Genomic DNA, 16,789 nt, shown 5'->3' on the forward strand with positions numbered 1-16,789 from the left:
TCACACTTCTAGGTGAGTCTTACGCAGCGGCGCGATAAAGCGGAAACGTTGCCAATTTACCCTTCGCCGGCAAAACGGCGTCGATCCGGTCCGCTGGGCTGAGCGCGGCGATGATCTCAGGCGAACCTGCATCCATCCCGCCTGTATAGGCGCCGAATGCTGGCGCGATCAGGCGGTCTCCCGTCCTTGTCGAGCGGCTCAGCACACCGCAGGGGCGCGCAATATGACGGTTGCGGACATTCACCCGCATTTTGGGATGGTAGTGGCCGGACAGTTCAGGCCGCGTCTCACCCGCTTTGGCTTCGTGGCGCAATATGATGCCCGAGACTTCCATTTCCTGAGTGAGGTGCGCTCCGAACGCGCGGCCCATTTCCTCGTCATGGTTGCCGGTGATCCATACCCAATCGAGCGAGCGGATGAGCGATTCGAGCATTCCAGTGGCATATGCGTCCAACCGGCTGGTTCCCGCATCATCGTGGAAGTTATCGCCCAGAGTTATGACTCGCCGCGCACCTGTTGCCTTCACCGCGTCCGCCAATCGCTCCAGCGTCTCGCGACTGTCATAGGGCGGCAGCATTTGCCCGTGCTGGGCAAACCAGCTGCCTTTCTCCAAGTGCAGGTCGGCCACCAGCAAGGCTTTCTCTCTCGGCCAATAAAGTGCGTTCGATTTGGTCAGCACAAATTCCTCTCCTGCAAAAGGCAGGGGAGCGCCAAGATCGCCAGAGAACGAAAGGTGAACCATCGGTCCTATCTGACTGTGCTTGCTGCATTTGGCAAGTGTCAAACTGACTGGACACAGTGAATGTCATAAGGCAAAGCTCAGGGATGGACGGGAAGGGATCATCACGATGAGCGATTGGGAAGCGCATACGCAGCGCGCCAAAACTTGGTTCGAAAGCCTGCGCGATCAAATCTGCGCCGCTTTTGAAAGCATCGAGCGCGATTGCGGCTCTGATGCCAGCTTCGAATACACGCCCTGGAGCCGTGAAGAAGAAGGCAATGCTGACCCCGGAGGCGGCGTTCAGGGCCTGATGAAGGGCAAGGTGTTCGAGAAGGTCGGCGTCAACGTCTCAACCGTGCGCGGCAGCTTCTCCGAACAGTTTGCGGCCCAGGTGAACGGCGCTTCACCCGAGCATCCTGAGTTCACCGCCACCGGGATCAGCCTGGTTGCGCATATGACCAATCCCAAAGTTCCGGCCGTGCATATGAACACCCGCTTCCTGACAACGCAGGCGGCATGGTTCGGCGGCGGCGCGGATCTTAATCCGCCAATCCCGTTTGAAGAGGATACGGACGAATTCCACGCCTCAATGCGCGCGGCCTGCATGGCCCACAATCCGACCTACTATGAACGCTACAAGAAGTGGGCGGACGACTATTTCTACATCCCCCACCGCGAGGTCCATCGCGGCGTTGGCGGGATTTTCTACGATCACCTCGAATGCGAGGATGATCCCAGCTTTGACCGCAATTTCGCCTTCACACAAGACGTCGGCAAAGCTTTCCTCGACATCTATCCCAAGCTTGTGCGCAAGCGGATGAATGACGACTTCGATGATGCCGACGTCGCCCAGCAGCTGGAATATCGCGGGCGCTATGCCGAGTTCAATCTCGTTTATGACCGAGGCACAATCTTTGGCTTGAAGACCGGCGGCAATATCGACGCTATCCTGATGAGCCTTCCGCCACGCGCGACGTGGAGCTAAGCGACTAAGCCGCGCCGCGAAGACCCGTCTGCTGGCTATCGTTGTGCCGGTTTAGCCAGCGCTTCAGGACGTCATCTAAGCCCGCCAAGTCGACGGGTTTGGCCACATGCTCCTGCATGCCAGCGTTGAGGCAGGCATTGACGTCGTCTTCAAAAGCATTGGCGGTTAGCGCGATGATCGGAAGCGTCTGCGCATCCACTCCGCCTTCGCGAATGGCGCGGGTCGCGGCCAGTCCGCCCATCTTTGGCATCTGCAGGTCCATTAGAACTAGCGAGTAAGGCGTCTTTGATGCGTGCGCATCGAGCACCTTTTGGACCGCTTCCTCCCCATTTTCTGCAAGATCAAATTCATATCCCAATTGCTTGCCCATTTGGCAGATGAGCTCCTGATTGATCTCATAGTCTTCTGCGAGGAGAATACGGGCAGTGTCAGCTGTGCTCGGGTTGCTATCGGACTGTGCGGGCAGATGCACGGGGCGAGTGGTTGCGCCATTGGCCGCTTTGTATGGCACCTGGAGCATGAACGAGGACCCTTTATCTGGCATGCTGGTCACGTCCAATGTGCCACCCATCAGCTCTGCCAGTTGGCGCGCGATCGCAAGGCCAAGGCCGGTGCCGCGACCGCTTTTGTCGCCTTGGCTCACGTCTTGAGAGAACGGGTCGAAGATGACCTCCAGCATATCGGGAGAGATCCCCGTACCGGTATCCGAAACCGTAAAGCTGATCTGCCCTTCTACGAATTCGATGTCGACTACAATGCCGCCTTGGTCGGTGAACCGAATGGCGTTGCTGACAAGGTTGCTGAGCACCTGCCGCAGGCGCAAGCCGTCAAGCATTGCTGTCTTTGGCAGGTCAGGAGCGATACGCGCAGTCAATGAAATCGCTTTATCCTGCACGAGCGGTTCGAACAATTGGACTATACGTTTAGCCAGCTGCTCAAGATCAACTGGCGCTTCTTTGATATCGAATTCGCCCGCTTCGATCTTGGACATGTCGAGGATGTCATTCAGCAAAGTCTGAAGGGTATTCCCGGAGTCTCTGATCAGTTCGACATAGCGCGCTTGCTGTGTGTCCAATGCGCTGTGCGCCAAAAGGTCTGTGAACCCGATCACGCCGTTCATTGGCGTGCGGATTTCATGACTCATTCTGGCTAGAAACGCACTCTTTGCGCGGGCCATAGCGTCGGCTTTGTTGCGCGCCTTTCGAAGGTCGTTCTGCATAGTCTCTTCGTCAGTTCGATCACAGAACACTCCGAAGAGCGAGATAGGTGAGCCATCCTCGCCAAACTCAACCAAAGCTGTGCTTTGCGTATGGCGTACATTGCCGTCTTCGCGAATTATGCGCGCCCGAAATTCATACGGTTTGCCGGTTTGGCGCGATTGCTCGATCGCATCCTCGACGATGCTGCGATCATCCGGGTGGAAATAGTCGATTGCCTTGTCCAGGGCGGGAGGGGTGCCGACGGGCAAGCCGTGGATAGCGAATGTGCCCGGCGACCAATAGACTTCATCATTGGCGAGGTTGAGCTTCCAGTGGCCGACATGGGCCTTGGTCTCTGTCAGCTCAAGAAGCCGGTTGGCTTCCTCCAACTCGCGCAGCTTGTCCTTCACTTCCAAATCGCTCGGTCCATCTTGCAGCTGGCAGATCGCATCGCGCAAGGCGAACGCGGCTAAGCCGAACGCAATTCCGGTGATTACCGCAGCTGGCGCAACGCTGTCGGACAAGGGATTCCCGGCAAGAGCGATGAGCCCGATGAACCCGATGCAAAGGCACCCAATGCTGGTTAGCAAGGCCCAGCGCGCCTTAGATTGCTGACATACTCCGTTCATGGGTAACGCGTAATTCGGCGCTGCTAAAAAGGCTGCTCAAAGCCGATTAGGGAATGCTACAGATTAAAGAGTTGCGTGCTCCCGCGCTTATCGCTTGCCCCGATGCGCCTTGCCCATCATATTTGTAGTGATGCTGCGCCAGTACGAACTTGTTGAAAGGGTCCTCGATTACGACCCGGACGCCGACGCGGCTGCGCTTAACCGCGCCTATGTCTACACGGTGCAAAAGCACGGAAGTCAGAAACGCGCCAGCGGTGACCCATATTTCTCGCATCCGATCGAGGTCGCAGGCTTGATGACCGACCTGCAACTGGATGAGCAGACGATCATAACCGCGCTCCTCCACGATACGGTCGAAGATACGCTGGTCACGATTGAGGATATTGAGGAGCATTTCGGCACGGACGTCGCGCGGCTGGTCGACGGCGTGACCAAGCTCTCCAAAATCGAAGCGATGCCGGAAAATGAGCGCGCGGCAGAGAACTTGCGCAAATTCCTGCTCGCCATGTCGGAAGACATCCGGGTTCTGCTGGTGAAACTTGCAGACCGTTTGCACAACATGCGCACGCTTCACTTCATCAAGAAGCCTGAGAAGCGCCAGCGTATCGCGCGTGAGACGATGGATATCTATGCGCCGCTCGCAGAGCGCGTCGGCATGTATGAATATATGCGCGAGATGCAGGCACTGGCGTTCAAGGAGTTGGAGCCGGAGGCCTATGCCACGATCACAGACCGGCTCGAAAAGCTGCGCGGATCAGACGCAGGCCAGGTCGATGCGATTGCGCTGACGATTAAGCAGGCACTGGCCGAAGCGGGCCTGAATGTTGAGGTGTCTGGCCGCGAAAAGCATCCCTATTCGATCTGGAACAAGATGTCGGAGCGCCACGTTTCGTTCGAGCAGGTCACTGACATTATGGCCTTCCGAGTGCTGACGGAGAACGAAGCGGATTGCTACGCAGCGCTCGGCGTCCTGCATACGACATGGCAGTCGCTGGGTAAGTTCAAGGACTATATCTCAACCCCCAAGACCAACGGCTATCGCTCGCTTCATACATCGCTGATGTATGAAAACTCGATGCGGGTTGAAGTGCAGATCCGCACTCATGAAATGCACCGCCGCAACGAATTCGGGCTTGCAGCGCATTGGGCCTACAAGCAGGAAGACAAAGCCGACGGGCAAGTCGGTTGGTTGCGCGATCTGATCGAGATCGTCGATGCGAGCCACGATGCCGAAGAGCTGCTCGAGCACACGCGGCTCGCTGTCTATCAGGATCGCATATTTGCCTTCACGCCTAAGGGCGCGCTGTTTCAGCTGCCGAAGGGAGCGACAGCGGTCGACTTTGCCTTTGCCGTCCACACCGACCTTGGCCTCGCGTGCCTTGGCGCGAAGATCAACGGTCGCCACATGCCGCTGCGCACGCAGCTCGCAAATGGTGATGTGGTTGAGATCATCAAAGGGCAGGCGGAAGAGCCGCAGCAAGCCTGGCTCGGATTTGCTGTCACAGGCAAAGCGCGCGCCGCGATCCGCCGTGCGGTGCGGTTGAAAGAACGCGAGGAAATCGCCGCCATCGGCGCCAAGCTGTTCGACACTATCGCTGCACGCGTCCCAGCGAAGATCGGCAAGAAGGCTCTGCGTCTGGCGGTTGAGCGGCTCGAGATGGAGGAGCCGGACGATCTGATGTTCGCCATCGGATCAGGCAAGATCACCGACCGCGAAGTCATGGAGGCTCTCGTCCCTGGCTGCACTGCCGAATTTGAAGAGGATGAGGAGTGGTCAAAGCACGAAAAGCAAATCTCGATCCGTGGCCTGACCCCGGGTGTCGCTTTTGAGCTCGCCGAATGTTGCCACCCTGTCCCCGGCGACCGGATTGTCGGTATCCGCCGCAAGGGCGAGATGGTCATCGTCCATACGATTGATTGTCTTGAGCTTGCCGACGGGGTTGATAGCGATTGGCTCGACCTCAATTGGGGGCACCGCTCGCATGGCGCGATCGGGCGCCTGACCGTCACAATCTATGACCGCCCCGGCACGCTCGCGGAAATGGCCGGCGTGTTCGCTCAGAACAAGATCAACGTGAAAAGCTTGATGCAAACGCAGCTCGACCACCCCTTTACGACCTATGAGATCGACGCAGAGGTCAATGACAAGGCGCACCTCACGCGCATCCTTTCGGCTCTGCGCGCCAGCGATGCCGTTGCTCAGGCTGACCGCATCTAGCATCTGCAATTCGCCGATCTGCGACCAATCCCGCTTGGTTAATGCCGAGTTTACGGCTCCTTAAGCTGCTGCCCCTATGACCCGTGATGGAGTTAATTTGAATCGCCACTAGTCGCGGGGGGCAGTTTCGCCATGAGTTCGCTGGAACACAATTTTGAGCCTGATCTGGCCGTCAACCATGACGACGCCTCAGATCAGGGTGCCAGCTGGCTCGATCGTCACTCGGTCAGCCAGAAGCTGAAGAGTGTGGTCCTCTTGAGCACCATGGTGCTGGTGCTGGTCTCAACCATTCTGATTGGCGGGGTCGCCTATTTCAACGCGCAAGGCGTGACTCAGAAAGCCTATGCCATTGCAGAGGTGCGCATGAACAATGCGACCATCCGCGTCAGTGAAGCGGGAGCCGGCATCTATCGAAGCATGAACGATGGCGTTACCGAAGCCAATATCGCTGCGACCGATGCGGCGATTGAGCAAGCGCAGGTCTATCTGGGCGACTCCATCACCATCGCGTCGGGTGAGCTGCCTGACGACTTTGTCACCTCGCTTCAGGGGTTCGACGACCGCCTCAGCATCATTCAAACCGACCTGGCCCGGGCAGGCACGGACGAAGTGCAGCTTGCTGATGTTGAACAAAGCCTGTTGGCGCTTGAACAGGAGATGAGCCAGTTCGTCTTCGACTTCAACGATGTCTCCTTCGCACGCGCGGACAATCTGTTTGAGCGGATCAGCACCTTCCTCGTCGCAATGAGCGTGTTCTTTGTGGCCGCCGCCATTGCTTCATTCTGGGCCTCGCGGCTCATCGTGCGCAACATCGCGGGCATGATCCGCCAGATGACCGCTGCAATGGAGCGCATCGCCAAGGGCGAAACCGACAGCGCCATTCCGGGCGGTGAACGCCAAGACGAGATCGGCGCGATGGCGCGCGCTCTCGCCGTGTTCCGTCAGTCCTCGCTTGAACTCAGCACGATCAACGAAACGCGCCGCCAAGAGGCCGAAGCGCAGCTTGAGCAGCAGCGCAAGCTGACCGAAGAAATGCAAAGCCTGCGTCAGGATAAGAGCAAGATGCTCGAAGACATGGCTAACGGTTTTGAGGTCTCTGTCGGAGACTTGATCAACGCTGTCTCCGCTGCTTCGATTCAGCTCAAAGCGACCTCTGCGCAAATGGTGTCGCTTGCCGATGGATCGAACGAGCAGGCCAATGGCGCGAGCGAAGCGATGGATCGCGCTGCTGCCAATGTCACCGCTGCGGCTGCCGCAACCGACGAATTTGCTCTGTCGATCAGCGAGATCAGCCAGCAGGCCTCGGCCTCTGCTTCTCTTGCGCGCGATGCCAGCAACCTGGTCAGCACCGCAAACACGCGGATGAGCGAGCTATCGAGCGCGGCTGATGAGATTGGAGAGATCATCGAACTCATCCAGACCATCGCTCAACGCACCAATCTGCTCGCCCTTAACGCCTCTATCGAAGCGGCGCGTGGCGGCGAGGCGGGACGCGGCTTTGCGGTGGTAGCGAGTGAGGTCAAAGAGCTCGCCATGCAGACGAGCAATGCCACCAGCTCCGTTACCGAACGGATCATGGCCATGCAGGAATCCAGCCGTTCGAGCGCAAGCGACCTTGGCTCTATTGTGGAGCGGATAGGCGAGCTTGAGAAAGCGGCTGTGATGATCGCAACGGCGGTCGATCAGCAGTCAGTTTCCGGCGATGAGCTTGCGCGCAACATCGACACTGTGGCCAATGGTTCTGCGCAAATCTCGGACCGGTTGAGCGAGCTGCGCCATGCCAGCGAGGAAACCGGTTCAGCCGCGGATGACGTGGTTGCCAGTGCAGATGCGCTCGGCCAGCACGCCGAAGAGCTACGCACGAAAGCAGGGCGCTTCATCGCCGATGTGCGCCGTTCTGCTCATGAGCTGGAGCTCGGGGACAGTTTTGCCGCTTAAAGCGGGGTGACAGAGACATTGACCGGGTCGTCAACGCCAAGGTCCTCTGCCTTCATCACCTTCTTGCTGATGAGCAGCACCCATTCGCTTTGCTTGCGTTGGGGAAAGACCGATGTCTTCCAGCTTGTCTCACCAATCGTCGCCGTGACTTTAACCGAGCCAAATCCGCGCCTGCGTCCAAACTCCAATTTGTGCATCAGCGCATGGGCGGCCAGCGCCTCGGCTTCTGCGCCCGTGAAGAGGACAAGGTGATAGGTGGCTCCGTCCCCCTGCCAGCGGGTGAGGGGGAGGGTGGCTGAGACGGTTTCCGTCACTCGTCGGCCGCATATTGAAAGGCGCGGATCGGCACGGGGATATTGCAGATATCCGCGCCGCCGGCAGGCACGATGAAGAACGGATCACGGCGATTGGCGCGCGCTTCGGCATAGCGGGCGAAGCTCTCACTTTCGGTTGAGAGATATTCGAAGAGCGGCTGCTCTCCCTCAGGCAAGTCAGAGGCGACGCGGATGCTGAGGATCGGAGTGCGCAAGTCCGCCTCTTCCTCGGTGTAGAAGCCGAGCACACCCGACCCACGTGGGAGCGAGGAGAGGTGCTCCATCCCACTGATGATCCGCCCGACAAGCGCGATGTTGCGGTCCAGATGGCGAGGCGCATGGCCGATGACGGTGTAGAGCTCTGCCCCTGTCCCTGTATCCGGCGAGTAATCGCGGCCAACGCCGACCATGCCGTAGCAGTGAACGGGCCATGCTTCGAGCATATCGCCGAAAGCGATTGGCCAACCCAAATACGAGAAGTTGAATTGGGAATAGGGGTCTTCGCCGTAGAAGTGCTCGACCCGCCGTAATCTAGCGGCCGCTTCCTCGTCTATGGGAGCGTATACCGTCCAACCGGTTGGACCATCGAGGTCTGATTCTCCATAGCGCGCCTTCATTGTTCGCAAGACGAAATCTCGCATTTCGTCGCTGATCGGAACGGTGTACTCATCCTCCCCCATCACGTTCAGCCCCTCGGGGAGAGGTTTCTGCTCCACCTCGCCGCTTTCAGGATTGTCGTAGCCGGGGTCTCCCCATTGCACGACGTAATTGTCCTGCACGCGGTTGACGCTGATCCCGTCATACCACTCGGCTCGCGCTAGAGTTCGGATGTTCTGAACCCAGCCTTGGCTGAAGGGTTCTGGCATGAGTTGGAGGATGACCTTGCGCTCGCGCCCTTTTGCATCCGGAGCCAGCGTCATGACCAGCAAATCCTCAGCCGGGATCGCGACCCATTCCTCCGCAACCGCCGCATTGACAATATCGGTCGGGCTGGGGACGTCTTGGGTCGCTTCTTCAGCCGCCTCCTGCGCAACGGCAGGAACAGCAAGAGGCGCGGCTGCAAAAGCACCAAGGGCGAGGGCGGCCATGCCGCAGAGCAGTGATTTCTTCATGCCGCCCTTAGTGCCACCACCAAGCCGCTTGCGAAAGAGGGCGCATGCCGCTATCCGCCTGCGCTCTGCCAACGGGTCAGGGCCTGAAGGTATGCGGAGACGTGGCCGAGTGGTCGAAGGCGCACGCCTGGAAAGTGTGTATACGGTAACCCCGTATCGTGGGTTCGAATCCCACCGTCTCCGCCACATTCTGTGACAAGCAAGCATGACCCGATGGCTCTCGCGAAAATCCTGGCGTGAGGAACACCGCGGCCTGCGGGATCGAGGAACCCTGCGTACAGATCGTCTGGCGCTTGTTTGCGGCAACGCATTGCGGCACTAGTCAGCGACATGATCAGCAACCAACAAACCGCCCTCCAAGCGCATTTGGACAAAGCCAGCCGCGCGCTAGAGGCGGGCGACTATAAGGCTTGCCATGAATTCTGCATCGCGGCGATCAAGCTTGACCCAAAGCACCCCGAGCCCTTTTTCCTGCTCTCAGTCCTCACTTCCGATCACCTCAATTTCGCCAAGGCGTTAGAGATCGTTGAGCGTGGGATCGCTGCAGGCGGTACGCAGGCTCGCTATCTTGCGCAACGGGCCAAGTGCCTTGCGCTGCTCAACCGCCATGCCGAGGCTGCTGAGCAAGCGGATGCGTCGGTTGAGGCATCACCGGAAGATGTCTTTTCGCTCGAAACGCTAGGCGTGGTCTTCAGTCGGATTGGGGAGCACTCGAAAGCGGTTCCCTTGTTCCAGCGAGCAAGCAAGCTGGCGCCCGGCAATGCTGAGATGTTCTACAATCTGGGGGCCTCGCTGCAATTTTCCGGTGACTTTGATGCAGCACGCGATGCTTATCAGGCGGCGATTGCGATCAAGCCTGACCATCACAAAGCGCATTATGGTGTTGCGAGCCTTCACGACCAAAAGGGTGAGGGCGAGCGGCTTGAGACGCTGAAGTCTCTGTTCGCCGATTGCGAGGCAGCCGATGAAGCGCTGCATCTGGGCCATGCGATTGCAAAGACGCTGGAAGATATGGGCGAGCACGAAGCGGCAATGGACTATCTGCTTCGCGCAAAAATGCGCAAGCGGGCGGAGCTTGGCTATGACTTCTCGCAGGATGCAAAGCTGTTTGATGCCGCTCATCAATTGGCTGGGTTTGACATTCCTCCCAAACCGCCGGGGCAGCACGGGGAGGGGCCGATCTTTATCGTCGGCATGCCGCGCACTGGCACAACACTGGTGGAACGTATCCTGTCATCTCACAGCCGCGTCACTGCGATGGGGGAGCTTGCCTATTTCGGTCTGTTCCTGAAGCAATCGGTGGGCACACCATCACCTTTTGTGCTGGATGCGCCAACGCTTGCGGGCGCTTCTGCCACCCACCTCGCGGCCGTAGGGCAAGGCTATCTGGATGCGACAAAGCGGCTGAGGGCGGACGCGCCCAATTTCATCGACAAGATGCCGCTGAATGTCTTCTATGCTCCACTGCTGCTCGCTGCATTCCCGAACGCGCGCATAATCTGTCTGAGGCGCGGAGCGATGGACACCTGCGTCAGCAATTTCAGGCAATTGTTCAGCACCAGCTACTCCTACTACAATTACTCCTATGACTTGGAGGACACAGGCCGATTCTACCTCGAATTTGAGAGGCTGGTGGAACGATGGAGTGATACTCTGTCCGCTGATCGCTTCACGACTGTAGAGTATGAAGGCGTTGTCGCCCATCTGGAGCACGAGACGCGGCGGCTGCTCGACTTTTGCGGGTTAGCGTTCGAGCCGCAGTGTATCGACTTTCATTCCAACCCTGCGCCAATTGCCACGGCTAGCTCTGTGCAGGTGCGCAAACCCATTTATGCGAGTTCTGTGAACCGCTGGAAGAAGTTCGGCGCAGCCATCGCTCCGCTTGAAGACCTCATGCGTGACGCTGGAAAGCTTTAGACGCCGCAAAGGCGGGCGGATTTCCTGGGTAGAGTGACAAGAGCGTTGCAGAATTGCCGCGCTTTGCCGCAATCGGCCCCCGCTTTGTTGCACCTGCGAAATAAATCTATAATGTGAGAAGCCTCGGGACTGCTTTCTTTCTCTTCTCCAAGGGGGCATGTAATGAAATTACATAAAACAAAAACATTCGGTCGCGCTTTGCTTTTTAGTGGCTCCGCGCTTGCTTTCACCTATGCCGCACCGGCTTTTGCTCAGGACGCCGAAAACGGTGCTGAGGAAGCGGGTACAGGCAACAATATCATCGTCACGGCGACGCGTCGTTCGGAAACGGTGCAGGACATCCCTCTCAACATCGCGGCCATCGGCGGCGAGCAGATTGAAGAGCAGGGCCTGACCGAGCTGGCTGACCTTCTGCCATTCGTGCCGGGCATCAATGTGGTCGACCGAGGCGGTCGTCAGGGTAACCCGGTCATTGTTCGCGGTCTGAACGTTGATCCGATCGGGTCGGGCGACGGCAACAATGATGGCGGCGGCACGGTTGCAACTTATATCGGCGAAATTCCCGTCTTTATCGATTTGAAGCTCAACGACCTTGAGCGTGTCGAGGTGCTGCTTGGCCCACAGGGCACGCTCTATGGCGCCGGCACGCTGGGCGGGGCGATCCGCTATATTCCGGTCAAGCCGCAATTCGGCGAGATGAGCGTGCAGGGCCGGGCAGAGGCGTATCAATACTCGCAAGCCTCCAGCATCAGCTACGAGACAGGCCTTACCGTCAACGTTGGTCTGACCGATACGCTCGCTATTCGTGGCTCGCTCGATTGGTCGGACGATTCCGGCTTTATTGATTACGTCAATGTCGTCGATACGATCGGAGTGACCAATCCGGACACGCCCGAAGGCCTCAACCGGATCAAGGATGCTGATGGAGAGCAAACGCTCTCAGGCCGCATTGCCGCCCGCTGGCAACCGACCCCGGCGCTCGATGCGACGCTGACCTATTATTACCAGAAGGCCGATATTGAAGGCCGCCGGACTTCGCATTTCCGCGGGCTTGTCCCGGGTCTGCTGGATGGCGAAGCCAGCGTTGGCCGCTATGAAAACGCCTTTCGCGTGCGTGAGCCCAATGAGATCGAGAATGATCTTCTGGCGCTTGAAGTGATCGCTGACCTTGGATTTGCAGAGCTGACCTCGGCGACCGGCTGGAGCACGTTCAGCGATGACGGTCAGCGCGACCAGTCGACGCTGCTTATTACGCTGGAATACAGCTACGAATTGTTCCCCAGCTTCACCGCCTTCACCCGCGAAGTCGGGCGCGAGGAGCGGATTAACCAGGAACTGCGGCTGGTCTCGACCCATGGCGGTCCGCTGCAATGGATCGTCGGCGGCTTTTATAACAAGCTTGAGACCGTTGGTTCCTCGTCCGAATTCGTGCCGGGCTACGTTCCTTTCGTAAACCAACCAGCGCTAGATTTCGGGCTGACCGACCGCCCGGACAATCTGGAGTATTTCTCAACGGCGTCATCGCGGCTTGAGGAAATGGCCGTGTTTGGTGAGTTGAGCTACGAGTTCTTTGACGCTGTCACTGTGACGCTCGGTGGTCGTTACTACGACTATGACCTGCAAGCGTTCTCTTCGGTTGACTTCCCGCTGTTCGAGCCGTTGAGCTTTACGCCGCAAACACTTGAAGAAATCGAGGCCAATCCCTTCGATCCCGACCTTGCGCAGCAAGATGATGGCTTCTTGTTCAAGGCCAATGTCGCTTGGGAAGTGAGCCCAGATTTGCTGGTCTATGCAACAGTCAGCGAGGGCTATCGGATTGGCGGCGTGAATGGCGTAGGCGATTGCGATCCGCTTGAGTTCGACGATCAGGGCAACATCATCAGCACGCAAGGCGCGTGCGCGTTGGCGCCAGGTGATGAGTTCGATGCCGGGAATAATCAGGTTGGCATTTCGGAACGCGACGAACGTCAGTTCACTCCGGATACGACCAGGAACTATGAGCTTGGCTTCAAGTCGACCTTTGCTGACGGTGCTGCAACGTTCAACGCTGCAATCTTCTATATTGATTGGAATGGGCCGCAGCTTTCATCGGCAACCGTGAACGCCAACATTCCGATCACTGTCAATGGTGAAGGTGCGGAGTCCAAGGGGGTCGAGCTGTCTGCCAGCTGGCAGCCGACCGATCGCCTGAACTTCCGCGGTAGCTTTAGCTATACCGACGCAGAACTCACCGCCGATGTTCCATCTCTTATTCGGACAATCACTCCTCCGGGCTTCGGAGCTGCCTTTGAAGACGGTGTTTCGGGCGACCGCCTGCCGGGCTCGCCTGAGACGCAGTTCGCGCTGTTCGGCTCATATGAGCATCCGATGAGCAATGGCGACAGCCTGATCTTCAACTCCAGCTACACGTGGCAGGGCAATGTCCTGACCCGAGCAGGGGCACGCGGGCAGAGCTTGACGCTCGACAGCTTTGGCGTCGCCAATGCAGCCATCACCTATGAGGCAGACTCATGGGCAGTGACGGCGTTTGCCAACAACCTGTTTGATGAGTTTGCAGAAACCGGCGCTGTCGGGACCGAGCTTAACAACCAGATCGTTCAGGATTTCGATGGCAACCCGGTTTACGTCCGGGGCTTTTCGACCAACATCTTGCCGCCTTTCTCGGCTGGTGTTCGGGTGACTATCGATTTCGGCGGGTAAGTCGAGATGGCGGGATGCACAGCCGATTGCCTCCCGCCCTACACATCAAAATCAGGCGGTTCGCAGGCCAGCGGGCCGCCTGATTTCGTTTGGACGTGTGGCTTGACCGGCGACGCGACTCCCCCGATGGCGGCGTCACAGCAAAGGCAAAACAGGGTGTCCTTCATGCACAGCTTCTTCCTCCGGCTCGCTGCGTTTTTCGTTGCCATCTGCGGCTTCGCAATACCGGCCCATGCGCAGAGCTTCTTTGCTGGTGAGTTCGATCCCGCAATCCCAACGGTGACGCAGGTGCTTGGGCACGAGCCGGGCACACGGATTTCCACCTCTGCGGAGACGCTTACCTACCTCGAAGCCCTGGCTGCCGCCGCTCCCAACCGGATGAAGATCGTGCAATATGGGGAAAGCTGGCAGGGCAGGCCGCTCAACTATGTGATCCTCACCAGCGCCGCAAACATGGCGCGGCTCGATGCGATCCAAGCCGATTTGGCGACCATTGCCTCAGGCAGGCCCGGCAACGGATCAGCTTTACCGGTCACTTGGCTTGCCTATTCTGTGCACGGCAACGAGGTCTCTTGCACGGACGCTGCGATCATGATGGCCTATCACCTGCTGGCCGCGCAGGATGATCCGCGCGTGCAGGAGATGATGGAGAAGTCCATCATTATCATTGATCCCGTCCAGAACCCCGACGGCCGCGATCGCTTCATTGCCAACTTCCGCTCCAATGTCGGGATTGAGCCGCGCTCCGACCGTCAGGCGGCAGAGCATGATGAAGGCTGGCCCTCTGGCCGCGTCAATCACTACATGTTCGATCTTAACCGTGACTGGTTTGCGCTGAGCCAACCAGAAACGCGGGCCAAGGTCACCGCTATGCTCGCATGGAACCCTGTTGTGGTCGCTGACGTGCACGAAATGGGTGGGGACCAGACCTACTTTTTCAACCCCGCGGCTGAACCGATTAGCCCGAATATCACGGCTGCGCAGCGCCGGGCCTATACGCTGATCGGGCGCAGTAATGCGCGGTACTTTGACGAGATGGGTGAGCCTTACTTCACCCGCGAAATCTTTGACCTCTTCTATCCCGGATATGGCGACACCTGGAACACCCACCAAGGCGCAATTGGGATGACGTTTGAGCAAGGATCGCCTCGTGGGCTCGTCTTTGAGCGACGCGATGGCAGCGTGCTCACCTACGCAGAAGCTGTGCGCAATCACTTCGTGGCGAGCTTCTCGACTGCTGATGTTGTGGCGAAGAATGCAGATGGTCTTCTTTCAGACTACGCCTCCTACCGCCGTGAAAACGCGCAAGGGGCAGCCGGCCGTGGCGCCTATGTGATCGACCTGGCAACGCGTCGCTGGAATGCCGAAGCGCTTGGTCGGCGGCTGGTGTCTCAGGGTGTTACGGTGCTGCGCTCTGACAACGCGGCCACCATCTGCGGACGCTCTTATCCGCAAGGCTATCTCGCCGTCCCGCAGGCGCAACCCGCTGCCCGTTTGGTGCGCGCCTTGCTCGATCGCAACACCGAGCTCCCCCGCGAATTCGTTGAGGAGCAAGAGCGTCGGCGCTCGCAAGATCTCGAGCATGAGCTCTATGATGTCACCGCGTGGTCAGTGGGTCTGATGTCGGGTGTCGACGTTACACTGTGCGGGTCGACGCCGCGAGGAACCGCGCTGGACGGTGCAACGCCCATAGCTTCGGTTTCAAGCGGTGCAGGAGAGTTCGCCATCGCAGTGCCTTGGACCGATAGCGGTCAGGCGCGCCTGGTCACTCTGGCAGTCCGCGAAGGCCTTGTCGGACGCGTTACTGACGAAGCCTTCACCACGGCGGGACGGACCTTCCCGCGCGGCACCGTGATCTTCGCTGCCGGCGCCAATCAAGAGGGCGCTTTGGCACAGTTGGAAGCTATCTCAGCCAAGGTCGGGGGTGAAACGGTCCGTTTGGGATCAAGCTGGGTTGAAGAGGGCCCCAATCTTGGCTCCAGCGCATTCCGCACACTCGACCTGCCCAATGTTGCGATTGCCTGGGACGAAGGCGTCTCGCAGCTCAGCGCGGGCTCCTTGCGCTTCGTGCTGGAGCAGCGATTTGGTCTGCCAGTGACACCGATCCGAACCAACCGGCTGCGCAGTGCAGACCTGTCGGATTACGACGTTGTGCTCCTGCCCGAAGGCTCACCGGCTCGCATTCTTGGTGAGAGCGGCATGACGAACCTGCGCGAATTCGTGGAACGTGGCGGGGTGCTGGTGGCAGTAGGCAGCAGCCTCAATTCCCTCATCAGCGGCGATGATCCATTGCTTGCCGTCAAGCGCGAAGCGGCCTTGGGCGCGGAACCCTCGGACGGTGAGGACAAGGATGAAAGCGCGCTTGCGAAGGCGAGCGAAGTGGAAAGTGCAGACGATTATCGTGCTTTGATCCAAGACGCAGATGCGCTGCCTGATACTCTGCCAGGAGCACTGCTCAATGTTGTTGCCGATACCAATTCGTTCCTGTCGGCAGGGTATGATGATGGCGCAGTGGTCAATGCGACGGGTTCAGCGGTCTACACTCCGCTGAACCTCGCGGATGGGGTCAACGCTTTACGCTTTGCTTCTGCCGATGATCTGATCGCGAGTGGGTATGTCTGGTCCGAGAACCAGCGCCAACTCGCTTTCAAGCCCTATCTTATGGCGCAGCGTTCTGGCTCAGGACTGACCATTGCATTCGCCCACGATCCCACAACGCGCGGTTATTTGGATGGACTTGACCTGCTCCTGGCCAACGCGGTTCTGATCGCGCCAGCGCGGGTTCGGTAAAAGCCATAGCCAGGAAGATCTGCGGAGACAGGGAAAACGGCGGGGCATCCTGAGGGCGAATACCGAGCGAGCCGCTTATCCAAACAGCCGCATCGATTGGAACAGGTGAATGGGATCATGTCCCTTACGTTTGATTGAGAAGAGTTTGTGTTGGACTATTTCTTCCGCCAGATAGTGTGACAGAACTAATTGGCGCGATGTATTTTGCCAATACATTCGAGTGAATTTCTGGAATGATCGTCTAGGCTGTATTGATAGATATATAG

Annotated in this window: 10 protein-coding genes and 1 tRNA gene; 7 read left to right on the forward strand and 4 right to left on the reverse strand. The window is 58.4% G+C overall.

Annotated elements, in window-relative coordinates:
- Positions 1–19 precede the first annotated feature (19 nt).
- Complete coding sequence (pdeM, locus tag AC0V6X_RS01090; protein ID WP_486182746.1) at positions 20–742, reverse strand: ligase-associated DNA damage response endonuclease PdeM; 723 nt, start codon at positions 740–742, stop codon at positions 20–22.
- A gap of 106 nt (positions 743–848) precedes the next feature.
- On the opposite strand from pdeM, the gene hemF reads away from it, so the two are divergent.
- Positions 849–1,706: an oxygen-dependent coproporphyrinogen oxidase gene (gene hemF / locus AC0V6X_RS01095; RefSeq protein WP_486182747.1), complete on the forward strand. Its 858-nt coding sequence runs from the start codon at positions 849–851 to the stop codon at positions 1,704–1,706.
- Positions 1,707–1,710: 4 nt separating this feature from the next.
- On the opposite strand, the gene AC0V6X_RS01100 is transcribed toward hemF, so the two are convergent.
- Positions 1,711–3,495 carry an ATP-binding protein gene (locus AC0V6X_RS01100; RefSeq protein WP_486182748.1) on the reverse strand — a complete coding sequence of 595 codons (1,785 nt, stop codon included), beginning with the start codon at positions 3,493–3,495 and terminating at the stop codon, positions 1,711–1,713.
- A 169-nt stretch (positions 3,496–3,664) separates the two neighbouring features.
- On the opposite strand from AC0V6X_RS01100, the gene AC0V6X_RS01105 reads away from it, so the two are divergent.
- Together AC0V6X_RS01105 and AC0V6X_RS01110 are read left to right on the forward strand one after the other, a co-directional pair.
- Positions 3,665–5,752 (forward strand): RelA/SpoT family protein, encoded by a 2,088-nt coding sequence (locus AC0V6X_RS01105; protein ID WP_486185493.1) that lies wholly within the window; start codon positions 3,665–3,667, stop codon positions 5,750–5,752.
- Positions 5,753–5,884: 132 nt separating this feature from the next.
- On the forward strand, positions 5,885–7,690 hold the full coding sequence (locus tag AC0V6X_RS01110; protein ID WP_486182749.1) for a methyl-accepting chemotaxis protein: 1,806 nt from the start codon (positions 5,885–5,887) through the stop codon (positions 7,688–7,690).
- Here the strand turns inward: AC0V6X_RS01110 and AC0V6X_RS01115 are convergent.
- Together AC0V6X_RS01115 and AC0V6X_RS01120 are read right to left on the reverse strand one after the other, a co-directional pair.
- Positions 7,687–8,004 (reverse strand): DUF1905 domain-containing protein, encoded by a 318-nt coding sequence (locus AC0V6X_RS01115; RefSeq protein WP_486182750.1) that lies wholly within the window; start codon positions 8,002–8,004, stop codon positions 7,687–7,689. The two genes, AC0V6X_RS01110 and AC0V6X_RS01115, sit on opposite strands and share 4 nt — an antisense overlap.
- The gene (locus AC0V6X_RS01120; RefSeq protein ID WP_486182751.1) at positions 8,001–9,116 is read right to left on the reverse strand and encodes a peptidylprolyl isomerase; all 1,116 of its coding nucleotides are present in this window, start codon (positions 9,114–9,116) and stop codon (positions 8,001–8,003) included. Before AC0V6X_RS01120 ends, AC0V6X_RS01115 begins: the two co-directional genes overlap by 4 nt.
- A 95-nt stretch (positions 9,117–9,211) precedes the next feature.
- Here AC0V6X_RS01120 and AC0V6X_RS01125 point away from each other — a divergent pair.
- The 4 genes from AC0V6X_RS01125 (at position 9,212) to AC0V6X_RS01140 (ending at position 16,523) form a co-directional block, all read left to right on the forward strand.
- Positions 9,212–9,302 (forward strand) — tRNA-Ser (locus AC0V6X_RS01125).
- 144 nt (positions 9,303–9,446) lie between these two features.
- Positions 9,447–11,033: a tetratricopeptide repeat-containing sulfotransferase family protein gene (locus AC0V6X_RS01130; protein ID WP_486182752.1), complete on the forward strand. Its 1,587-nt coding sequence runs from the start codon at positions 9,447–9,449 to the stop codon at positions 11,031–11,033.
- Positions 11,034–11,195: 162 nt separating this feature from the next.
- Positions 11,196–13,733 carry a TonB-dependent receptor gene (locus tag AC0V6X_RS01135; protein ID WP_486182753.1) on the forward strand — a complete coding sequence of 846 codons (2,538 nt, stop codon included), beginning with the start codon at positions 11,196–11,198 and terminating at the stop codon, positions 13,731–13,733.
- 165 nt (positions 13,734–13,898) lie between these two features.
- Entirely contained in the window at positions 13,899–16,523 is a 2,625-nt protein-coding gene (locus tag AC0V6X_RS01140; protein WP_486185494.1) for a M14 family metallopeptidase, read from the forward strand.
- Positions 16,524–16,789 lie beyond the last annotated feature (266 nt).

The organism is Erythrobacter sp. S267 (assembly GCF_057365045.1).